Origin of the sequence: Aliiglaciecola litoralis, assembly GCF_039523355.1 — a bacterium.
Lineage (GTDB): Bacteria > Pseudomonadota > Gammaproteobacteria > Enterobacterales > Alteromonadaceae > Aliiglaciecola > Aliiglaciecola litoralis.
Map to the genome: position 1 here is coordinate 549289 of NZ_BAAAFD010000002.1, position 22644 is coordinate 571932.

25 protein-coding genes are annotated in these 22644 nt (G+C 43.8%); 20 read left to right on the top strand and 5 right to left on the bottom strand.

Going from position 1 to position 22644, the window contains the following annotated elements; translation table 11 throughout:
• Positions 1-174: 174 nt before the first annotated feature.
• A complete protein-coding gene (locus ABD036_RS06115) occupies positions 175-1674 on the top strand; it encodes a S10 family peptidase (protein WP_343857590.1) in 1500 nt (499 codons plus the stop codon).
• On the opposite strand, the gene ABD036_RS06120 is transcribed toward ABD036_RS06115, so the two are convergent.
• Complete coding sequence (locus tag ABD036_RS06120; protein WP_343857592.1) at positions 1627-2391, bottom strand: substrate-binding periplasmic protein; 765 nt, start codon at positions 2389-2391, stop codon at positions 1627-1629. The genes ABD036_RS06115 and ABD036_RS06120 overlap by 48 nt on opposite strands.
• A gap of 119 nt (positions 2392-2510) precedes the next feature.
• Between ABD036_RS06120 and prmA the strand changes: the two genes are divergently transcribed.
• The 7 genes from prmA to ABD036_RS06155 all read left to right on the top strand — a co-directional run bounded on the left by prmA (position 2511) and on the right by ABD036_RS06155 (position 9187).
• Positions 2511-3389 (top strand): 50S ribosomal protein L11 methyltransferase, encoded by an 879-nt coding sequence (prmA, locus tag ABD036_RS06125; protein WP_343857594.1) that lies wholly within the window; start codon positions 2511-2513, stop codon positions 3387-3389.
• A 288-nt stretch (positions 3390-3677) separates the two neighbouring features.
• The gene (gene dusB / locus ABD036_RS06130; RefSeq protein ID WP_343857596.1) at positions 3678-4679 is read left to right on the top strand and encodes a tRNA dihydrouridine synthase DusB; all 1002 of its coding nucleotides are present in this window, start codon (positions 3678-3680) and stop codon (positions 4677-4679) included.
• A 29-nt stretch (positions 4680-4708) separates the two neighbouring features.
• Positions 4709-5002: a DNA-binding transcriptional regulator Fis gene (fis, locus tag ABD036_RS06135; protein WP_343857597.1), complete on the top strand. Its 294-nt coding sequence runs from the start codon at positions 4709-4711 to the stop codon at positions 5000-5002.
• Positions 5003-5125: 123 nt separating this feature from the next.
• A complete protein-coding gene (gene purH / locus ABD036_RS06140) occupies positions 5126-6724 on the top strand; it encodes a bifunctional phosphoribosylaminoimidazolecarboxamide formyltransferase/IMP cyclohydrolase (protein WP_343857598.1) in 1599 nt (532 codons plus the stop codon).
• Positions 6725-7290: 566 nt separating this feature from the next.
• Positions 7291-7536, top strand: a complete 246-nt coding sequence (locus ABD036_RS06145; RefSeq protein ID WP_343857599.1) for a hypothetical protein — start codon at positions 7291-7293, stop codon at positions 7534-7536.
• A gap of 120 nt (positions 7537-7656) precedes the next feature.
• Positions 7657-8940, top strand: coding sequence for a phosphoribosylamine--glycine ligase (purD, locus tag ABD036_RS06150; protein ID WP_343857601.1), 1284 nt, complete (start codon positions 7657-7659; stop codon positions 8938-8940).
• 4 nt (positions 8941-8944) lie between these two features.
• A complete protein-coding gene (locus ABD036_RS06155; RefSeq protein WP_343857604.1) occupies positions 8945-9187 on the top strand; it encodes a VF530 family protein in 243 nt (80 codons plus the stop codon).
• On the opposite strand, the gene ABD036_RS06160 is transcribed toward ABD036_RS06155, so the two are convergent.
• Positions 9171-9779: a 3'-5' exonuclease gene (locus ABD036_RS06160; protein WP_343857606.1), complete on the bottom strand. Its 609-nt coding sequence runs from the start codon at positions 9777-9779 to the stop codon at positions 9171-9173. The two genes, ABD036_RS06155 and ABD036_RS06160, sit on opposite strands and share 17 nt — an antisense overlap.
• A 98-nt stretch (positions 9780-9877) precedes the next feature.
• Between ABD036_RS06160 and ABD036_RS06165 the strand changes: the two genes are divergently transcribed.
• The 8 genes from ABD036_RS06165 to envZ all read left to right on the top strand — a co-directional run bounded on the left by ABD036_RS06165 (position 9878) and on the right by envZ (position 15908).
• On the top strand, positions 9878-10309 hold the full coding sequence (locus ABD036_RS06165; RefSeq protein ID WP_343857608.1) for an ion channel: 432 nt from the start codon (positions 9878-9880) through the stop codon (positions 10307-10309).
• A 5-nt stretch (positions 10310-10314) separates the two neighbouring features.
• Positions 10315-10710 carry a cupin domain-containing protein gene (locus ABD036_RS06170; protein WP_343857610.1) on the top strand — a complete coding sequence of 132 codons (396 nt, stop codon included), beginning with the start codon at positions 10315-10317 and terminating at the stop codon, positions 10708-10710.
• Positions 10711-10850: 140 nt separating this feature from the next.
• Positions 10851-11753, top strand: coding sequence for a phosphoribulokinase (locus ABD036_RS06175; RefSeq protein ID WP_343857612.1), 903 nt, complete (start codon positions 10851-10853; stop codon positions 11751-11753).
• A 119-nt stretch (positions 11754-11872) separates the two neighbouring features.
• The gene (locus ABD036_RS06180) at positions 11873-12841 is read left to right on the top strand and encodes a Gfo/Idh/MocA family protein (protein WP_343857614.1); all 969 of its coding nucleotides are present in this window, start codon (positions 11873-11875) and stop codon (positions 12839-12841) included.
• A complete protein-coding gene (locus tag ABD036_RS06185) occupies positions 12838-13302 on the top strand; it encodes a DUF6265 family protein (RefSeq protein WP_343857616.1) in 465 nt (154 codons plus the stop codon). The genes ABD036_RS06180 and ABD036_RS06185 overlap by 4 nt, the downstream gene beginning before the upstream one ends.
• 36 nt (positions 13303-13338) lie before the next feature.
• Positions 13339-13692 (top strand): DUF1428 domain-containing protein, encoded by a 354-nt coding sequence (locus ABD036_RS06190; protein WP_343857619.1) that lies wholly within the window; start codon positions 13339-13341, stop codon positions 13690-13692.
• A gap of 179 nt (positions 13693-13871) precedes the next feature.
• Positions 13872-14597: an osmolarity response regulator transcription factor OmpR gene (gene ompR, locus ABD036_RS06195; RefSeq protein ID WP_343857622.1), complete on the top strand. Its 726-nt coding sequence runs from the start codon at positions 13872-13874 to the stop codon at positions 14595-14597.
• An 18-nt stretch (positions 14598-14615) separates the two neighbouring features.
• On the top strand, positions 14616-15908 hold the full coding sequence (gene envZ, locus ABD036_RS06200; protein ID WP_343857625.1) for a two-component system sensor histidine kinase EnvZ: 1293 nt from the start codon (positions 14616-14618) through the stop codon (positions 15906-15908).
• A gap of 288 nt (positions 15909-16196) precedes the next feature.
• Here envZ and ABD036_RS06205 read toward each other — a convergent pair whose 3' ends face one another.
• Entirely contained in the window at positions 16197-17003 is an 807-nt protein-coding gene (locus tag ABD036_RS06205; protein WP_343857628.1) for a substrate-binding periplasmic protein, read from the bottom strand.
• A 401-nt stretch (positions 17004-17404) separates the two neighbouring features.
• Between ABD036_RS06205 and ABD036_RS06210 the strand changes: the two genes are divergently transcribed.
• The 3 genes from ABD036_RS06210 to ABD036_RS06220 all read left to right on the top strand — a co-directional run bounded on the left by ABD036_RS06210 (position 17405) and on the right by ABD036_RS06220 (position 20081).
• Positions 17405-18385: a transposase gene (locus ABD036_RS06210; RefSeq protein WP_343857630.1), complete on the top strand. Its 981-nt coding sequence runs from the start codon at positions 17405-17407 to the stop codon at positions 18383-18385.
• Between the two features lie 289 nt (positions 18386-18674).
• Complete coding sequence (locus tag ABD036_RS06215; protein ID WP_343857632.1) at positions 18675-19055, top strand: SMI1/KNR4 family protein; 381 nt, start codon at positions 18675-18677, stop codon at positions 19053-19055.
• A 348-nt stretch (positions 19056-19403) separates the two neighbouring features.
• On the top strand, positions 19404-20081 hold the full coding sequence (locus ABD036_RS06220) for an acyl-CoA desaturase (RefSeq protein WP_343857634.1): 678 nt from the start codon (positions 19404-19406) through the stop codon (positions 20079-20081).
• 173 nt (positions 20082-20254) lie between these two features.
• Here ABD036_RS06220 and hslO read toward each other — a convergent pair whose 3' ends face one another.
• A complete protein-coding gene (gene hslO, locus ABD036_RS06225; protein ID WP_343857637.1) occupies positions 20255-21151 on the bottom strand; it encodes an Hsp33 family molecular chaperone HslO in 897 nt (298 codons plus the stop codon).
• 9 nt (positions 21152-21160) lie between these two features.
• Positions 21161-21568, bottom strand: a complete 408-nt coding sequence (gene hslR, locus ABD036_RS06230) for a ribosome-associated heat shock protein Hsp15 (protein WP_343857639.1) — start codon at positions 21566-21568, stop codon at positions 21161-21163.
• A 125-nt stretch (positions 21569-21693) separates the two neighbouring features.
• Between hslR and gspC the strand changes: the two genes are divergently transcribed.
• Complete coding sequence (gspC, locus tag ABD036_RS06235; protein ID WP_343857641.1) at positions 21694-22641, top strand: type II secretion system protein GspC; 948 nt, start codon at positions 21694-21696, stop codon at positions 22639-22641.
• Positions 22642-22644: the final 3 nt, after the last annotated feature.

Below are 22644 nucleotides of genomic sequence, written 5' to 3' on the forward strand. Positions count from 1 at the left end.
TACATAACAAAAGAGGTGTTTCATCAAAACACAGGAAAGTTCTTATTAAATTTGATGAGAGTTAAATTCACTTAATCAGCTTAACTTAAAGGCAGAATATGCTAGCGTGTAAAACATTCCGTTAAGGTATCCGTTTTTCATTAATCTACTAATTTTTATAACAATGAGAATGCTATGAAAGCTACCCTTTTACTACTTTCACTAATACTATTAATTATTCCAGCCGCTCAGGCACAAGAAGATAAAACAACGCCCCCCATCCCTGAAGCCAAAATGAGCGTAACTAAACATAAGGGAAAATTTAATGGAAGGACACTCAGTTATCAAGTTAGCGCCGGTGATAGCCACATACTAGACAAAGACGGCAAACCCAAAGCCAGTATTTTCCACACAGCCTACACGCGAACTGATGATAAAAAAGGGTCTAAAAGACCACTGCTGTTTATATTTAATGGAGGACCCGGTTCGTCGTCTGTGTGGTTACACATGGGTGTTTTTGGTCCAAAACGTGTGGTGCTGCCAAGTGATGCTGAACGTGTTGGAGCCGCTCCTTTTACCCTAGCTAATAATCCACTTAGTCTAATTGACATTGCCGATATGGTATTTATCGATCCAGTTGGCACAGGCTACTCAACCCCATTAGGAGAATATGACGGAAGTGCTTTTTGGGGTGTTAAAGAAGACGCCCAGATCCTTTCCGAATTTATTCGCCTTTATATAACGCAAAACAAGCGCTGGAATTCGCCAAAGTACCTAGCAGGTGAAAGCTACGGAACGACTCGCGCTGGCGCCATGGTAAAGGAACTACAAGAAGGTTGGGGATCAATTGACCTCAATGGCATCATGCTTATCTCATCTATTATCGATTTCCAAACCGGTGATTTCACCGATGGCAACGACCTGCCTTACATCACCTTTTTACCCACATATGCCGCGACCTCTTGGTATCACAACGCGTTACCGGACCGCTCACAATGGCCAGATCTCGATGCTTTCATTAAATCAGCTCGTGAATTTGCCCTTAACGAATACGCAACTGTATTGCTTAAAGGTGCGCTGGCTAGCCAAGCAGAAGTGGATAATGTGATAACCAAGTTGCATCAATTCACAGGTTTGAAGAAACAATATATACGTCAATCAAATCTGCGCATTGATGAATTTCTATTTATGAAAGAAGTGCTAAGAGACAAAGGCAAGGTAGTAGGCAGATTAGACAGTCGTTACCTAGGTGAAGATGCCAATGTTGTGACCAGTCGTTTTGAGGCCGATCCTTCTTCCTATGCTATTGATGGCGCCTACACTGCCGCTATCCAAGACTATTTTGCCAAAGACATTGACGTGATCCGAGATCAGCCTTACCACATTCTAAGCGGTGAAGTATTTAGCAAATGGAATTGGGTATATGGAAACTCAGCGCGCAGTCAGGGATTTATTAATGTCACGCCTTTTATTGCCAAAGGAATGCGTCAGAACAAGGACTTTAGAGTATTTGTGGCAAATGGCTATTATGACTTAGCGACGCCATTTTTCGCGACTGAACATTCGATGAATCATCATGGGATCGATTTGGATCGAGTGACAATGAAATACTATGAAGCAGGTCATATGATGTACATTCACCAACCCTCACTCGAAGCCTTGGTTAAAGACATGCGGGAGTTTCTTAATCCCTAAACCGGTTTGGTCAAATTGGTACGTTTCTAATAGATGTTGATAATCATTCGACTCTAAGTACGCTTCTAAGGCGCTATTGAATTTATCACGTAGCGCCTTGTCAACAAATCCTACTCTATATGTGCTGGCTGCGAACAGCGGATGGATCTGGGTTTGTTGATAGGAAATATCATTGCGCAACTGATTATCAAAATACTTGAAGATATTTACGTCCATCACAATGACTTGCGCCTTTCCGTAGTACAACAATTTCAGCTGTCGAATTTGATCTGGTACTTCTGAATAGGCTTGATGATTTTCCGCCATGTGATGAAAACGCGGTCCCAACAGGTTTTTAGCATTTTGAAATGCCACTATTGAGTAATCTGCAAGGCTTTCAATACTAGTGATATCAAGCGGCGGCGATAAAAGTGACACAGCAACATTTTGATACCGCACGTATTCATTGCTTAAAAAGGTATTGGGAGTCTGGACTTTGTCGCTCAACGTCATCGCTGCGTCGAAGTTCGTTGCTTCAAGTATTTCATGAGAGCGACCATAAGGAATATGCACAAACTCAACTTGATGGCCGATGTTTTGGAAAACCGCCTTGACTAAGTCTACTTCAAAGCCACTTTTGGTGTATTGCATAACATAAGGCGGTTTGTTCCAACCCACAGCCACTTGTAATATTGGAGCTGCTTGCACAAAAGAGCAAAATAAGACACTTATAATCAAGCATTGCCGCTTCAGTGACCGGCATGAAACGCCAGAGAGATAGACAAAAATGGACGACATTATTGAGATGCGTTTCGATATTATTGTTATATTATACGCCTTAATAAAAGGAACTCCTGATGCCGTGGATACAATTAAAAATCAACACTCATGCCGAACATGCCGAACAAATCGGCGACATGCTTTCTGCCAATGGCGCTCAAGCAGTCACCTTCAATGATGCCAAAGACACGCCTATGTACGAACCCAAACCTGGCGAAGTCATGCTATGGCCAGATACCCAAGTCGTGGGTTTATATGATGCCGAATTCGATATGAAGAGCGTAATAGCCAGTTTAGAGAAGTCTAAGCTATTGGGCAAAGGGTTTAAACATAAGATGGATCCACTCGAAGATAAAGATTGGGAACGGGAATGGATGGATAATTTCCACCCTATTCAATTTGGACAGCGGCTTTGGATTTGTCCAAGCTGGCGAGACATTCCCGATCCCAGCGCAGTCAATGTGATGCTAGACCCCGGATTGGCGTTTGGCACAGGAACGCACCCCACGACATCATTGTGTCTACAATGGCTAGACCAATCTGATCTAGACGGAAAAACGGTTGTTGATTTCGGCTGTGGTTCGGGAATTTTAGCCATAGCGGCCCTCAAACTTGGCGCCGAGTCAGCGATTGGTATCGATATCGACCCGCAAGCACTGTTGGCCAGCAAAGATAATGCGGGACGCAACAACATTGCCGATAAACTCAGTGTATATTTGCCCCAAGACCAACCTGATATGCAAGCAGACTTTGTACTGGCCAATATTTTAGCAGCACCGCTGCGTGAATTGCGCCACGTGATCACAAACTACTGCAAAGTTGGTGGGCGTTTGGTGATGTCGGGAATTTTGTCAAACCAAGCGGAAGAGATTAATCAGCTCTACGCTAGCGACTTTGAAATGGATCCTATCGCCATCGAAGGGGATTGGGCTCGAGTATCAGGTACCAAACGGTAGCGTTTTTTCTTCTTTGCTTAATTGCACACTCATTGCTCCATTTAATGGAGCAATGAAGAACTCATAACATATTGTTATAAAACTGTTTATTTTACGTTATGAGAGATTTAAATCCTCTGGGTGATTCAATTCAGACCATGTAACCCCATAGCTGTCAAGGCCTAGAAAGTAAATAAAATATACTTTTGTTTAAATATTAGCCTTTTAAAAGTGTTCAAAAAACCGTAATATAGCGCCCGTTTTGGCTAGCTGAACAAAATTTGTTCAATGAAAAGGTTTTAGAAACACATGCAGATTGGTCGTTATGTTTTAGACAATAATCTGATGCTTGCTCCAATGGCAGGAGTGACTGATAGGCCTTTTCGACAAATGTGTAAGCGCTTAGGCGCTGGGCTTGTGGTGTCAGAAATGCTGTCTTCTAATCCGAAGGTTTGGAATACAGACAAATCAAAACAACGCATGGATCATACTGGCGAATCAGGTATTCGCTCCGTACAGATCGCAGGCGCTGATCCGCAACTCATGGCGCAAGCCGCACAACTAAATGTTAGCAACGGCGCCCAGATTATTGATATCAATATGGGTTGCCCAGCGAAAAAAGTGAATAAAAAGATGGCCGGTTCTGCTTTATTGCAGTTCCCTGACTTGGTTGAAGATATTATTCAAGCAGTGGTTAAGGCTGTTGATGTCCCAGTGACGTTGAAAATTCGCACAGGGTGGGACCAAGACAATCGTAATGGCATTAACATCGCCAAGATTGCACAAGATAATGGTATTCAGTCACTTGCTGTACACGGTCGGACACGGGCTTGTATGTACAAAGGTGAAGCTGAATTCGAAACGATTGCGGCGATTAAGCAAAGCGTATCGATTCCAGTGGTAGCCAATGGTGATATTACCAGTGCCAAGAAAGCCAAAATGGTACTGGATTTTACTCAAGCAGATGCTCTGATGATAGGTCGTGGAGCCCAAGGTAACCCTTGGATATTTCGCGAAATATTACATTATCTGCAAACTGGCGAAGAGCTCCCAGCGCCAACTATCGATGAAGTTCGTAGCGTATTGCTTGAGCACGTCGGTAATGTTCACCAGTTTTACGGTGAATATAAAGGAGCCAGAATAGCCCGCAAACATGTGGGATGGTACTTAGCGGATCACGACAAGGAACGCGTGTTTCGAGCCAAATTCAATGCCATCGAGGATGCTGCACAGCAACTTGACGAATTGAATCGGTATTTTGAACAACTGGCGGAAGATAGGTCGAGTTTTTCGATCACTCCCGCTGCTTAATTTTTTTCAACTAAAAAGAGCTGATGTATATGTTCGATCAAAATGTGACTTCCCCTTTCACTACTACAGTGACTACGCCTTCTCAAACTCAGGCCCAAAAGCCGTTGAGAGACTCTGTTAAACAAGCGGTCAATAAATATCTTCGTCAATTAGATAGCACTGACGTTGAAAATATTTATGAATTAGTACTAGCTGAGGTTGAAGCACCTTTGTTAGAAGAAATCATGACTTTTACTCGCGGAAACCAAACTCGCGCTGCTATTATGATGGGTATCAACCGTGGTACACTTCGTAAGAAGCTTAAACAGTACGGCATGAATTAATGATTGGGAATTCCCAACAGTAAAAAGAGCACCTTAGGGTGCTCTTTTTGTTTTAACTGGAGTTGACTATTTGGTCAACTCAAGCGCACATTTTGATTAAACCACATAACCAAGAGTAACAGCATGACTTCTGCAAAACCTATTCGCCGCGCATTACTGAGTGTCTCTGACAAAACTGGAATCGTTGAATTCGCCACCAAGTTAGCAGCCCAAGGAGTGGCTTTGCTATCAACCGGCGGCACCGCGAAGTTGCTTGCCGAGGCCGGTCTTGAAGTTACTGAAGTGTCTGACTATACCGGCCACCCTGAAATTATGGCCGGTCGCGTAAAAACCTTGCACCCTAAAGTACACGGCGGGATCTTGGCTCGCCGTGGTATTGATGAAGACGTCATGCAAGCACAAGGTATTCAGCCAATCGATCTTGTGGTCGTTAACTTGTATCCCTTTGCTGCAACCGTTGCTAACCAAGATTGTAGTCTTGAAGATGCTATTGAGAATATTGATATCGGTGGCCCAACAATGGTACGTGCCGCCGCCAAAAACCATAAAGATGTGACTATCGTAGTAAATGCCAAAGACTATGATCGGGTACTTGGTGAGATGTCGCAAAACGATGGCTCATTGACCTACCAAACCCGCTTTGATTTAGCCATAGCAGCCTTTGAACATACTGCTGAATACGACGGCATGATCGCCAATTATTTTGGTGCTAAGGTAGATTCTGTAGAATGCGAAGATGAATGTGGTCATCAGCACAGTGAATTCCCTCGCACCTTTAATATGCAATTGAGCAAAAAACAAGACTTACGTTATGGTGAAAACAGTCACCAAGCGGCGGCATTTTATGTGGAAAATGAGATTCAAGAAGCCTCAGTTGCTACTGCCACTCAGTTGCAGGGTAAGGAGCTGTCTTTCAATAATATTGCTGACACCGACTCTGCTCTTGAATGTGTTAAGGAGTTTGAGCAACCTGCCTGTGTCATCGTCAAGCATGCTAATCCATGTGGTGTGGCGTTAGGGGAAAACATATTTGAGGCCTACGAACGCGCTTACAAAACCGATCCAACCTCCGCCTTCGGTGGCATCATTGCGTTCAATCGCGAACTTGATGCTAAAACTGCGCAAGCTATTATTGACCGTCAATTTGTTGAGGTGATCATTGCGCCCACCGTTAGCAAAGAAGCCGCAGACGTAGTGGCAGCTAAGCAAAACGTGCGCCTTTTAGCTTGTGGTGACTGGCATGGTCAATTAACCGATGGTTATGACTTCAAGCGTGTTAACGGCGGCTTGTTGGTGCAGGAACGTGATTTCGGAATGGTTGAAGAAGAAGACTTAACCGTAGTGACTCAACGTCAACCGACACAACAAGAATTGAAAGACTTATTGTTCACATGGAAAGTTGCTAAATACGTCAAATCCAATGCGATCGTTTATTGCAAAGACAGTATGACCATTGGTGTTGGAGCTGGGCAAATGAGTCGTGTTTATTCGGCCAAGATTGCCGGTATTAAGGCTGCCGACGAAAACTTAGAAGTAAAAGGTTCCGTCATGGCCTCAGATGCATTCTTTCCATTTCGTGATGGCATAGATGCAGCCGCGGCAGCAGGCATCACAGCCGTGATCCAACCCGGTGGTTCAATGCGTGATAACGAAGTGATTGCCGCTGCGGATGAGCACAATATCGCCATGGTGTTTACCGGCATGCGTCACTTTAGACACTAAAGCTGCCATCTGAGTCATCCCGGTGGTGCTCGAACATCAATGTCACCCCGGCGGTGCTCGAACATCAATGTCATCCCGGTAGTGCTCGAACATCAATGTCATCCCGGTAGTGCTCGAACATCAATGTCATCCCGGTAGTGCTCTTGTGCCGGGACCTTCCAGACACCTGTTTGCAGTTTATTGCATAACGCTGCTGCGGAGATCCCCAACAAAAACATTTGGGGATGACGTTGTGTGAGCATTTGGGGATGACGTTGTGTGAACATTTGGGGATGACTCAAGTCATCCCGGCGGTGCTCGAACATCAATGTCATCCCGGCGGTGCTCTTGTGCCGGGACCTTCCAGACACCTGTTTACACTTTAATGCATATGACAGTGACGGAGTTTTTTGCATTTAGCCGTGCTAAGTAGTACTTTTAACCAATTAATGGTGACAACTAGCACTTTTCGAGCTCAGCATATTTTCAACCCTTTGTTTTTAAAAGGTTATTTACTGGTACTCATCTTGCTAAATCTATTACACGCTTAACTCACCCTACTTAAAAACAATGACGGAGATTTGTTGATGGATAACCTACCTTTTATGCTGTTTTTCGTGTTGCCAATTGTCATTATTGCAATGGTTTTTAGTCATAAGCAAAAAATGGCAAAGGCAAACGCCAATGGAAATGCCGGTTCGGATCAAGTGAAAGCATTAGAAGCTGAGCTAAAATCGGTCAAAGAAAGGCTCAACACCTTAGAAGCGATTGTCACTGATGATAAATATCAACTGAACCAAGAGTTTTCAAAATTAAAAAGTGCAAACGAATAACATTTTTAGCTTTATCTAACAAAAAAGCGTGTCAATTTGACACGCTTTTTTGTTTGCTTTTCTGTACAATTCTTAGCACCTTTGATATTCACATTAACTAGTCTGAAACTTATCTCACTTATGAAAATACTTATCATCGGCGGCGGCGGTCGCGAACATGCTTTAGCATTCAAATGTGCGCAAAATCCTAATGTCATTGAAGTGTTCGTTGCACCGGGCAACGCAGGAACTGAAGCCGAAAATAAACTGCATAATGTGAATATCGCAGCAGAAGATGTCAATGGTTTGCTCGAATTTGCCCGCTCACAAGGTATTGATTTAACTATCGTAGGGCCAGAAGCTCCCCTAGTATTAGGTGTAGTTGACGCGTTTCAAGCACAAGGTCTGCGAATATTTGGTCCGACACAAGCTGCTGCTCAGCTAGAAGGTTCGAAAGCCTTTACCAAAGATTTTCTCGCGCGCCATAACATTCCTACCGGTGACTATCAAAATTTTACCGAAATTGAACCGGCACTGGCATACCTGAAACAAAAAGGGGCGCCCATTGTGATCAAAGCCGATGGTCTTGCCGCGGGCAAAGGCGTAATAGTCGCTATGACCGAACAGCAAGCTGAAGAAGCAATTCGAGATATGCTGGCTGGCAATGCATTTGGTGATGCCGGTAGTCGGGTTGTTATTGAAGAGTTTCTGGACGGGGAAGAAGCGAGCTTTATTGTGATGGTAGATGGTAAGAACGTATTGCCTTTTGCCACCAGCCAAGATCACAAACGCGTTGGCGATGGTGATACCGGACCTAACACAGGCGGCATGGGGGCCTATTCTCCAGCGCCAGTGGTTACCCCTGATATACATAAACGTATCATGGACGAAGTAATTTACCCTACCGTTGAAGGTATGGCAGTAGAGGGAAATCCATACAGTGGATTTCTATACGCTGGACTGATGATCATGGCTGATGGAACGCCAAAAGTGATTGAATATAATTGTCGATTTGGCGATCCGGAAACGCAACCCATTATGCTGCGACTGCAATCTGATCTAGTGGAATTGTGTATGCAAGCAACAGAGGCCAAACTGGATCAGGCAAACATTGAATTTGATCCGCGCGCTGCGGTTGGCGTGGTGCTCGCTGCGGGTGGATACCCAGCAAGCTATAACAAAGGCGATGTGATAACCGGATTAGATCAAGCGGTAGCAGACAACGGCAAAGTATTTCACGCTGGAACGAAAATGCTCGATGGGCAAGTAACCACCAACGGAGGACGAGTTTTATGTGCAACCGCCCTAGGTGAAACGGTAACTGCTGCTCAGCAAGAAGCTTACCTGCTGGCAAAAAAAATACAGTGGGACGGCATGTTTTATCGCAATGATATTGCCTATCGCGCAATCGCCAGAGAGAGTTAATCGAGTGAGCGAAGAATCCACAAATCAGGATAATAAACATCAAGCCGATCCGCTGCATGGCATCACCTTGAAGAAAATGTTAGAAGATTTGCACCAACATTATGGCTTCGATGGGCTAGGCTGGCGGATCAAGATCAAATGTTTTACGGATAATCCAAGCATTTCATCTAGTTTGAAGTTTTTACGCAGAACCCCTTGGGCGAGAGCAAAAGTAGAGGCGCTCTATGTTGCTACTTTTTGCAAATAGACAGCAGTTGGGCAAGGTTGATGTGCCCTTCTTTGAGCCAATGCGAAAGGGTTAATCCCAAACTTCTGACATCAAACAGGGCATTGTGCAGATGCCCCGTTAACGCAATGCCATTGGCACTTGCAAGCTCACCGCTAGCTAAATCACAACCTGTAAGCTGCATTTGTTGAGCAAAGCGCTGTAAGTTATGGAATCCATTAGCGAATACGGGCATTTCCAATCCATACAGCTGACAGTTTTCCAGCAGTACTTTAGCGTCATTTCCCCATGACAAAGCAGCGAGTTGACCTTGGCTACAGAATTGATGAAATTGATGAAGTGCAGACTCAAAATCCACGCCCATATCATCAACAAGCTGTTGCTCAATGCCAGTCAGGTCGCTTATGTAATCGCTCAGACGAACGTTTATACTCGGTTTGATCAGCTCATTAAAACTACTCACTATTTCGGCTTGATTAGCAGTGATCCGCAAGTGAATAGCGGCGATTTGAATCAGCTCTCTGTGCTCCCAATCTAGTGACCAGTTGCGCTGCTTGGAGCCTTGCCAAGCAGTAAATTCGGTATCAAATAACACACAATCAAATACTTGCATCAAAATTGAGGGAGCATATAGTTAGTTAGTAGTGTCCCAATATTGTATGAGTAAAAACCAATGTCAAATAAAGAATCAATACTCCTAAAGGTATCGTTATGCTGATACAACTGGCTCTTGGTGCCGCCATTATTATCATGACTATTATTGTTCAAGTTGTTTTTCTAGGTACCTTGGCGGCATTTTTTGGCAATATTAAGCATTGGGTTTCTCATGGCAGACGGAACCTCAAAAACATCATAGTGATGGTATTTTCGGTGCTCTGGTTGGTTATCGGCATTACCATAAACACTTGGATTTGGGCCTTTACCTTTTTGATAATTGACGAGTTTCAGAATATCGAGAACGCTTTGTATTTTGCCATCGCCTCTTTTACCACACTAGGCTATGGTGATTTATTAATGAGTGAAAACTGGCGTATATTAGGATCGCTAAGTGCGGTAAATGGTTTAATCGTATTTGGTCTGAATACTGCGTTTTTAGTAGAGCTGATGATTTCCACATGGGGTAAGACCCGCATAAGGCAATAATTTCTATGAAGCAAAAATCTATGTTTGAGACCTTTGCAGTATTAAAGCCTAATTTAGGTGTCGATGCCGTGGACGTCTCACCAACACTGTATGCCGAACTAGATAAACACTACAACAAGTTCAATCAGCATGTATTGGTTTCTGCTCATACCTTCAGTCAGGATTGGCAAGTTTGGGAAAAACACCCTGCAGGTGACGAGATTGTGATGTTATTAAGTGGATGTTGCGAATTAGTAATTCGACAAGCATCTGGTGAAGAAACGCAGTCACTTACTTCAATCGGAGATTTCGCTATTGTGCCGCAAAACCTTTGGCATACAGCACGCACATCAACTGCAACTCAATTGTTATTTATTACTCCAGGTGAAAACACTCAGAACTGCGATTTGGATCAGGCCTAACATAGCATTTGACGATAATGTGAGGACATTTTACCAAGGTCCAATTCGGCGACCTCGATGCGACTTCTCAAGTAAATCACTTGACCATCTCACCAGCGATGCTTTATAACTAGGGGTTCCTTTTCTTTAAAGCGCCGACTATGTCTGTTAAACATCCTATCATTGCAATCACTGGTTCCTCAGGTGCCGGCACCACAACGACCACTAATGCGATCCGACATATTTTTCGCAACCTCAATGTAAACGCGGCTTCGGTGGCAGGCGACAGCTTTCACCGATTTACTCGTCCCGAAATGGAAGTAGAGATCCGTAAAGCGCAAGATCAAGGGCGGCATATTAGCTATTTCGGACCTAAAGCCAACGATTTCATGATGCTTGAAAAGCTATTTGCTCAATATGGTGAAACGGGTGCTGGTCAGCATCGACAATATTTGCATACCTTTGATGAAGCGGTGCCATTCAATCAGATGCCGGGCACTTTTACCCCTTGGCAGGATTTACCTGAAAATACCGATTTGTTATTTTATGAGGGTTTACATGGCGGAGTTACCACAGACGATGTAGATGTGGCCAAACACGTTGATCTTCTGGTAGGCATGGTGCCTATCGTCAATCTAGAGTGGATCCAGAAAATCATTCGCGACACCACTGATCGCGGTCATACTCGCGAAGCCGTCATGAGCAGCATTGTGCGCAGTTTAGAAGATTATTTTCACTACATCACACCACAATTTTCGAATACCCACGTTAATTTTCAACGTGTACCCACGGTAGATACTTCGAACCCTTTCAGTGCACGAGAAATACCAACTCAAGATGAAAGTTTTGTAGTCGTGCGGTTTCGACGTGAAATGAAAAATGTCGACTTCCCCTATTTGTTGAAAATGATTGACGGCGCCTTTATGTCTAGGATCAACACCTTGGTTGTACCCGGCGGAAAAATGGGACTGGCAATGGAATTGATTTTATCGCCACTGATTGAAGAGCTGTTAGAAAGGAAGCGAAAAGCAGGATTTCAAATGGACTGGGTTACTGAGAAATAATCTAATCTCTGCTGGAGATAAGACATGTCGATGCAGGCTAACATTGCGCATATTATTGCCGCTTGGAACACCCACAAGGATGAGTATCAGCCTGAGTTGTTAGACATGGGGGAACGCCAATGATCCGCTGGGGAATGATTGGTTGCGGAGATGTTACTGAACGAAAAAGTGCACCTGCCTATCAACAAACTTCTGGCTTTAAACTTGTAGCAGTAAGCGCTCGCACACCTGGAAAGTCACAAAATTACGCTACCCGTCACAAAGTACCTAAATATTATCTAGACGCTCACTCCCTCATTCACGACCCCGATATCGATGCGGTATACATAGCCACACCACCCGACAGCCACTTAGCGTTAGCCCTGATGGTGGCTGCGGCCAATAAAATTTGTTGTATTGAAAAACCGATGGCTGTTAATGCCAACCAATCACGTCAAATTGAGCAAGCTTTCAGCAGCCGTAGACTCCCCTTATTCATTGCCTATTATCGTCGCAGTTTGCCCGGCTTTGTAGCGGTCAAACAACGTATAGACGCAGGTGAAATTGGGGCCCTTAGACATATTCATTGGCACTACAGTCGTGCTCCATCACAGCTTGATATCAACCGACAACCCAATTGGCGCACCGAGAAAGAGATCGCGCCGGGTGGGTATTTCGATGATATTGGCAGTCATGGATTGGATATTATGACTTATTTTGCTGGTAAGGTGAGTCGCGCCAGTGGTATTTGCAGCAATCAACAGGGCTATTACTCGGCTTACGATGCAGTCATCGCCAACATGCAGTTTGAGTCTGGTGCAACGGCATCCGGCAGTTGGAATTTTGCCAGCCATCTATACTTAGATGAAATGCGAATTCTTGGCTCTAAAGGCAGCATTGTGCTCAGTGTTTTTGGACCCCAAGCGGCCCTCATCACCACGGCGCTTGCTGAGTACCACATAGAAATGCCAAAGCCCGATCCCATACAAAGGCACTTTGTACAGGCAATGGCAGATCACCTTTTGGCGGGAACGCCTCACCCCAGCCAAGGTAAGAGTGCCTTACACACCAGCTGGCTAATGGACCAAATTCTAGGTACCGATTCATGAGACTTTTTAATTTGTTTTGCTTTTTATTCCTTTTTCTTTGCAGCTCAAAGGCTGTTGCACAATCGACGCCGTGTGAATCACTGCAAAGCCTGCACTGGATGCTAGGCAAGTGGCAATCAATTTCTTCGCAACAGACTGTTGAAGAAAACTGGCATCGCGTCAGTGACAACACCTTTGAAGGAGTGGGTAAGACCACAACAACAAACAGTGAGTTTGTCGAAAGCCTAAGGTTGGTCGCTATGTCACAACAGGTATTCTACCTCGCCAAAATCGCCAGTAATCCTTTGCCGGTCGCCTTTAAAGCAGAGGTGTGCAATGGCGAGGTCGCTAAATTCGTGAATCTTCAACATGATTTTCCAACATCCTTGCATTATCGACTAGAATCTAAACAACGCCTGTTGGTAGAAGTGCGTGGCGTTGATGGCAAAGGGTTTGACATTCAGTTTGTCAAAGTAGATTGAATAAAATACAACGCTGCAACGCGACAAGGAAATGATATGGATTACGTAGATGGATTTGTACTGGCTGTGGCCAAAAAGAATAAACAGCAATACATTCAACACGCTGAAGATGCCGGTAAAGTATTTAAAGAGCACGGCGCATTATCATTGGTCGAATGTTGGGGAGATGATGTTCCTGATGGCAAAGTCACGTCTTTCCCTATGGCCGTTAAGTGTCAAGACGACGAAGTGGTTTGTTTTTCATGGATTATCTGGCCCTCCAAAGAAGTGCGTGACAAAGGCATGCAAGCGGCGATGGAAGACCCGCGATTTTCTCTGGAAAACAATCCGATCCCCTTTGATGGTAAACGGATGATCTTTGGTGGCTTTAACGTGATTGTGAAAATGTAAGTCGATTTTATTAACCATAAGATTCACATTTCTTGAATGTTTACATCCAATCATTACGACATTTTCGCTGTCCTAACAATTTGTAACACTCCTGTTGACCTAGAATGGCCAGTAAACTTTTGAATTCTATTGGATTCATTTATAGTGAATTCAGGAAATCCTAATAATAAGAGTTGGTCATGGGGCAAGAAACACAGAAAGTATTGGTAGTCGATGATGACATGCGATTACGCAGTCTACTTGAACGCTATTTAGTTGAACAAGGTTATCAGGTGCGTACCGCGGCAAACTCCGAACAAATGGATCGCTTGCTCGAACGTGAAAACTTTCATTTGATGGTACTTGATCTGATGCTTCCTGGTGAGGACGGGTTATCTATTTGTCGCCGCCTACGCCAAAATGAGAACGAAATACCCATTATTATGCTCACCGCTAAAGGCGATGAAGTTGACCGTATCATTGGCTTGGAAATGGGCGCAGATGACTACCTACCTAAACCGTTCAATCCAAGAGAGCTGTTAGCTCGGGCCAAAGCGGTACTAAGACGTAAAGTCAATGAAGCGCCAGGCGCGCCCTCTATGGAAGAGCAAATTATTGAGTTTGGTAAATACAAACTTAATCTTGCGACTCGCGAGATGTCTTCAGACGGTGAACCTTTAACCCTAACAAGTGGCGAGTTTGCGGTATTGAAGTCCTTAGTCACTCACCCTCGTGAACCTCTCTCTCGTGATAAACTAATGAACTTAGCCAGAGGGCGAGATTACAGTGCTTTGGAGCGCAGTATTGATGTGCAAGTGTCTCGTCTGCGCAGAATGCTTGAAGTTGATCCTGCCAATCCTCGTTATATTCAAACGGTTTGGGGGCTTGGCTATGTATTCGTGCCCGACGGTGAGCACCATAAATAGTCATGGCTTAGCTTCTCTGTGAGGATCCTACCAAAAAGCGCGTTTGGGCAAACCGTGATGTTGATTGGCGTTTTATTGCTGATCAACCAAGTGGTGTCTTATTTGTCGGTTACTTATTATTTTATTCGGCCCAACTACCAACAAATCAATTCACTGATTGCCACCCAAATCAATATGGTGTTTCTGGAAGACGTCGATTATCTCGATGACAATACCCAGCAACGGATTTACCAAGCCACCCATATTGGCATTTTTGATGACGCCGAAGCGAAGCAAAACGGCCTCAATCAAGCAGTTTACTATCAGTTTTTCTCACGACAGATATCGGATTTGTTAGGGGGTGATGCGGAGGTCAGAATATCGGCCAATGAACCCTTTCTGATCTGGGTCAATCCGCCTCAGGATCCAAGTATCTGGATCACCATTCCGATGGCTAGTTTTAGTGAAGGCGATATTTCACCTTTAACCATTTACTTGTTGGTGATCGGTATTTTGAGTGTTGCAGGTGGCTGGATATTTGTTAGGCGACTCAACAAACCGCTGCATGCGTTGCAAGTTGCCGCACTGGAAGTCGCCCGAGGCAAAGTTCCAGCTCCGCTGAAGGAGCAAGGTTCAAGTGAAATCATTTCGGTGACCAGTGCCTTCAATCAAATGTCTAAAGGCATTAAACAATTAGAAGATGATCGCGCTTTGCTGACTGCCGGTATTTCTCACGATCTGCGTACTCCACTAACGCGAATTCGTCTTGCCAGTGAAATGTTGCCTGAAGATCAGGAATGGATAAAAGATGGAATTGTTAATGACATAGAAGATATGAACGACATCATCGATCAGTTTATTGATTACGTCCGCCAAGATACTCGTGAACGCCGAGAAACGTTATCGCTTAATGACCTAATAGAAGAAGTCGTGCAATCCCGCAATATTGAAGAGCATCACCATATAGACACTGAATTAGGCTCACTACCACCGGCTATGCTGCGTAAAGTAGCGATTAAACGGGTGCTCGATAATTTGGTCGAAAATGCGTTTCGATACGGTAGTGATAACATTATGATTAAAAGTGGTCACGACAAACGCCGCAAGTGCGTGTTCGTAGAAGTAAGGGACTTTGGGCCGGGCATTCCAGAAGAGCGAATCGATGACTTGTTTCAACCTTTCACCCAAGGCGATAAAGCCCGCGGCAGCGTTGGCTCGGGTCTGGGTCTGGCCATCATTAAACGTATTGTGAGTCTGCATAAAGGTACAGTGGCATTAGAAAATCATCCACAAGGCGGCTTGGTTGCCAGAGTTACTTTACCGATTAGCTAGCCTAAACTTGGGATAAGGCACCTTGGTTTAATTTAAATAAATGATATATTTCACACATTCCACATTTAAAGAATGACTGCATTAAATGCTTTTGTAAGTGCATTTATCAGATCTTTTACTTCACCACTGGAATACGTTATCAAGCGCTCAAGGATGAACTACTTTGCTGACATTGCAGTAATCGAGGCAATACAAAAAGCACATGCCGCTAGGGTTGTACATCAGGTCCACTTACGACAAATTAGTGAAGACAATTCAAAGTCTCGTGAGAGTGAAAGTAAAGCTGCACTAGTGCGGAATCCCCCATTTGAGCATAATGGCCTGCAAACGGCCATTTTCTTTAAGATTTTTCAATCCCTGTCGCAATGCATTAACTGTCTTTTCATCCGTTTTGAGTCCAGTAGCCATATCTAATTCAGTGGTTAAATCGTCTATTCTATGTATACCCACTATCTGATTAGGATCAAGTCCAGCTGCTCTAATTTCGAACCGACCAGTGACAATATTGGACAACACTAAATCAACACGCCTTTTGTATAACATTGACCACTGTTGCTTTGTGGTCACTAATAATTCAAGGTTCTGACCTTCTACAAACCCTTGTTGTTGCAAATAGCTGGCTGAGCCATAACCTCTTATCGTCGCTACGATGCGATTTTTGGCTTGCTCTAAACTGACAACCTCAGCAGCGGGGTTATCTGCCAGTCCTATTAAATACGCCTCAGGGGTGCTAACTCTGCCTAACCACTGCAGCTTAGATTCACGAGCGGGGGTACGTAGTGCGGTTATCAGAACGATATTTTCTTCATTTAAGGCAAGGCGAAACGCACGCGCCCATGGAAGCTGTATAACCCTACCTGGGATTTGTGTTTCTGCCATTAACGCATGAGCTAATTCTAGCGAAGCTCCTTGCGGTTTTCCCTGCGGATCCAAAAAATAAAATGGTGGGGCTAACTCTGTATAGAAACGTAATGGGCTTGATAACGGCTCAGGTGAAACGGGAGAAACAGGCTTTTCCTTACTATTGACGCCAAAGCAGCCCAGACTTACAAATATAATTAAATAATAACGAAGAGCACAATCGTTTCGTTTCATTACGGCGACACCTATGTTAATAACTTCAACTAAGGGAGCAGCCATCCTGTGCCCTGACTATTGAACTTAGCTGACAAGCTTCACCCTTGCAAATTTTCTTTTGTCTATTTGACTCAGTTTCACAGAGTCATCAATTCAGTATCAGCTACTTCCCCAGCGTAATTAAGACACCCACTTTTCTTTATCAAGACACCCACTATAAAAATAGCAAAACTAAAGTCTAGTTTTACTGAGACACCCACATTAAGAATGGTTAAACAGCCATTTAAGCAATTAAGACACCCACTTTAAAAATAGCAAAACTAAAGTCTAGTTTTACGAGGACAGTCACCTTTGCAAGCAGCAAAACAGCCACTTTGTACTATGCTTTAGGGTAATCAAACAACCAAGGATGGTCTGTTATGCCCCAACCACGTAAAAACCAAATCAGTTTAATTGATACTCCTTACTACCACTGTGTTTCACGCTGTGTTCGTCGCTCTTTTTTGTGTGGTGAAGATTCTTTCACGGGACAAAGCTTTGAACATCGCCGGGCCTGGGTAGAGAAACGTTTGTTATTTTTAGCGTCAGTGTTCGCCATTGATATTTGTGCGTATGCGGTGATGAGCAATCATACCCATGTGGTGCTGTGTGTGGATAAAGACTCCGCGGATAGCTGGTCGATGACTGAGGTGATTAGGCGTTGGCATCAGTTGTATCAAGGTACTTTGTTGAGTCAACAATATCATAAAGGCGAGCCGCTCAGTGATGCTGAGCTTGTAAGTCTTGAGCAAACGGTCACTATTTACCGTCAACGCTTATACGACATCAGTTGGCTGATGCGCAATCTGAACGAGCACATCGCCCGTGAGGCGAACAAAGAAGATGACTGTACGGGGCGTTTTTGGGAAGGACGCTTTAAATCTCAAGCCTTGCTAGATGAAAGTGCGCTGATAGCCTGTATGGCCTATGTCGACTTAAACCCCATTCGAGCCAACATGGACAGCACTCCTGAAACCTCAAAACACACCAGCATTCAAAGGCGTATCCATGCGCTTATCAAGGGTGAACAGCCCCGCACATTAATGCGGTTTGTAGGCAATCACAGAAAAGAGATGCCCAAAGGTATCGCGTATAACCTAATTGATTACTGTGAGCTGATTGAGAGCACGGGCAAGTGTATTCGTCAGGATAAAGCAGGTCATATCAAGCCGCAACACAGCTCCATTCTAAACAGTCTTGGTCTTAATGCAGAGCAGTGGTTAACCCTAACGACCGAGTTTGAACAACACTTCTACACCGCTGCAGGCAATGAACACATGCTTCAACAATTCAAACAGCACACCAAACATCAACGCATACGAGGGATGGCAAAGGCAAGAGCCTTATTGCAACACGCCTAGAAACAATCCACTCCAAAATACCCCCCCATCAGCTCAATGCAGCTAAATCCGGCTGCCTGTTATTTGAGAAATAAGCCGATTTTCAGCATACACCTCAACCAAAATAAGAAAACAGCCAATCTAAGCGGGATTTAAGACTTAGAAACAACATTGATTTTTATGGAGCAGAAAAATTTGGGATTCTATTATAAAGTGGGTGTCTTAATTTGGTTGGTTGTAAATAAAGAGCTCATACCAAAAATTTGTGAATCGGTTTTCGCAAAGCACTGTTTTAACCACAGGCAAAGAGTTGAATTCTTTTGAGTCTGAATTGGGAGCTAAATTTCCCAAAAGTTATAAAAATTATAAAAATTATATAATTAAATTTGGCGCAACACACAACCCAAGTCTGTTGGATTCAATTGTAGAATCAGGATCTGAATTGCCCGACCTCAATGAGTTTGCTCAAGTTGCTAACGTGGTGAAGTTTAATGAAATGTATTGGTCAGGTGGTATGCCAAATACAGTTTATACTTTTGCTACGGACTGTTTGGGCAATGCATTTTGTTTTGAAATTTCTTCTGAATTAGATGAGGTTTTGGTGTACGACACAGAGTTTGATGAATTAACATCGTTGGAGTTGACATTTGACGAGCTCATTAACGAATACTTGCAAATTGTTGATGTATAAAAACGAATAAGCGGCTCTTAAGGTCCGCATCATTTTAATATTAGTAGCCTTAGGATAGCCATGCTCGATACGGATAGAGTTAAAGCAAATGATGAAACCAGTGCTTTTCGGGGCACTGTAAAATGGAAGCCTATTAAATCCATTTGGTTTTTAACACATCTATTAGTGACGATTTTAATTGCACCCTTTGTACTATCTGTTTCTGCTTTTTTTATCTTTCTTATCCTTACTTCAATCACCTTATGTTTTGGGCATTCGCTTGGAATGCATAGATTACTCATCCATCGGTCTTATGAATGTCCGAAATGGATGGAATATTCATTCGTATATTTAGGCGTACTAGTTGGGATGGCTGGCCCAATCGGAATGATGATTCAACATGATCTTCGAGATTGGGCGCAAAGGCAAACTCAATGTCATGATTACTTATTACACGGTTCAAAAATTCTAAAAGATTGTTGGTGGCAATTAAATTGTGATCTAGTACTAAAAAACCCTCCTGAATTTGATATCGAGAAAGCGGTTCGGTTAAACATATTTTATCTTTTTATCGAAAAAACGTGGATGCTCCAACAATTAGTTTTAGCCGTGCCTTTATATCTTATCGGTGGCATTTCGTGGTTAGTTTGGGGAGTTTCCGTCCGAATCGTAATATCTGTTGGTGGTCATTGGCTTATAGGTTACTTCGCACATAATAAAGGAGATAAAACATGGGAGGTTGAGGGCGCCGCAGTGCAAGGACACAATATTAAAGTTGCGGGTTTGCTATCCATGGGCGAAGCATGGCATAACAATCATCACGCTTATCCAGGCTCAGCGATGTTAGGCTTGTACAAAGACGAACCTGATCCCGGTTGGTGGGTTTTAAACGCTTTGCATAACCTCAGAATAGTTAAAAACATTAAGTTGCCAAAGCAACTTCCCTTACGCTCAGAATTGGTCGCAATTTCTGACAATATTGACACCCGTGTTGAGCGAGTGCCCGAAGACTGCGAAATTGCAAAGTTTATACGTAAAGGCAGCTAATCTGCGGTTGAGGAGGCGTTTACGTCGCTAAAGATACTTGTGAATGTTCAGAGGACAGCAATTGACGCTAGATGTAAGGATAGTTGCCCCCTTTAGCATTCACCCTCCAAAATGCCTGGGCTGAGAGACAAGGGCTACCTCAGCTCAGGCTAATTAATTTTAAAAGTTACTATTTACTGAGTCGCGTTTGGCTGATCGTAAGCGCCCGAGTGAATTGATTCCACATCGATTGCGTCGAAGCTATATTCGGTATGGCAATATTGGCAATTTAGTCGCACCGCACCATCTTCTTTTACAATCTCTAACAGTTCTTGTTTGTCCACTTTGGCGATCGCTGCAGCACTGCGCTCTTTGCTACAGGTACACTTAAATATAATAGGTTGCGGCTCATACAGCGTAACTTCTTCTTGGTGATACAAACGGTGAAGTACATCATTGGCTGGCAATTCGAGTAATTCTGACGCGGAAATAGTCTCGGTTAATGCAGTTAAATGATTAAATTCAGGGTGATCTTTGTGACTACTTGATTCACTGCTAGTCGGCAGAACCTGTAAAAACATTCCCCCCGCCATGGCATTGTCGTTTTCACCTTGGGTCTTGAGAACGATTTTAGTAGGCAGCTGCTCAGACTGCATGAAATAGGCTTCTAAACATTCAGCTAGCGTCGGCTTATCGATAGCCACCATGCCTTGATAACGCTCCCCTTCTTCTGGCGTGATAGTGATTACCAACAAACCTTTTGGCAGTAATGCTTCTATGCTGTCGGGGAGTTCTTTCACCGCTTCGTCCCAACGAGCTATGCCTCGCAGCTTCTGATCGTGAGTGCCATTGATAACGGCATATTTGAGAATACCGTCACTTTGCAACTGTACCGCTATATCACCGGCAAATTTTAAAGTCGCGGTGAGCAGTGACGTGATCGCCATTAACTCGCCTAGAATACGTTGAATAACCGGTGGATATGGCTGAACAGCCAAAATAGTCTGATAACTTTTTTGCAATTGCACAAGTTCGCCGCGCACATTGGCTTTGTCAAAAACGTAACGATGTAACTGATCAAATTGAGACATGTTTCTCTCTTACTGCTGTTTAAACTGAATAATTTTTCGACGCTGTTTTTTATCAGGCCGAGAATCTGGTCTTGGACTGTGAAATGCACTGAGCTTTCTAGCCTCGGCATTTTTCTCTCGTTGCGCAATGCTAGCGTCTGTTTCGCTGTACATCAGTTGCGCCAGTGTCGCGCTGACTCGACGTTCACTGAGTTGCTCGACAATCACCTCTTTACTGTCATATCCAGAGGGGATCACCACAGTTGCGCCAATTTCTACTGCCTTACTGGGTTTGCTTCGCTGACCATTATATTGCACCTTGCCCGATTGCACCATGTCTCGTGCAATCGAACGCGTCTTAAAGAATCGCGCGGCCCAAAGCCACTTATCTAATCTCACAGGGACGGCATTAGTGTCACCTTTTGGGTTCTTTGACATGATACTTATAGACCTTTTAAATGTAATTTTATTGTAATGTGATAGTTTAATGGTTGTGACGCTCTGGTGTACTGGTTATCATTGGCGCGGTTATCCAGTAACATTAGACCTAGAAGTGACGAACAATGACGCTCGGTAGTACAAACCTTAGCCAAATATGGCTCCACATTAGCAAATATCAATCTCAGTTGAATCTGTTGATTGTTGTGTTGTTGGCTTTGTACTTATTAGCTTTTTTAGCTGATATGACGTGGCGTCTTATTCCTAGCCCACAACCCAACCAATCGGTGAGCAATCAAGTTAGTTCCTCCACCACGTCTAAGAGTAGCAATGCTGGCCGCATTAATCTTGCTCAATTAAAAAGTTTAAATTTGTTTGGTGATTTAACTGCCGTAGAAGAACAGCAACCCACCCGACAAGAAGTCACCGATGCACCTGAGACACGTCTCAATTTAACTCTAACGGGCGTGGTCGCAACCAATGTACCTAGTATTGCAGCAGCTATTATTGAAAACCGTGGCATGCAAAACACCTACGGCATTGACGATGAAATAGATGGTACGAATGCCACTCTTGATGAAGTCTTCTCCGATAGAGTGATCATTAAAAATGGGCCAAGACGTGAAACCTTAATGCTCGATGGGTTAGAATATTCCAAAGAGATCCAACTCTATGAACCGCCAGCACAAACCGTCAGTTCTGGTCGAGTGATAGAAAGTGAGCAACAAATTTTATTGCCACAAGATGTGGCAGACTCGACCCGAGAGTTACAACGCAGTCCTGCTGGTTTTGCCGACTTTATTACCATTACTCCGCATACCGAAGATGGTCAGTTAGCAGGATACCGGATCGCTCCGGGTAAAAAACCGAATTTATTCAAAGGCGCTGGCTTTGTCGCTGGCGATATCGTTATTGAAATTAATGGATTGGATCTGACCGATCCTCAGCAATCCCTTGAAGCGATGTCAGCTCTTCGTGAAGCTGATTCATTGCAATTAACTATCAATCGAGGTGAGGAACTCCTGACCTTGTATTTGGATTTCCCGGAAGGGGAAGATGAACAGGATATATAAGGA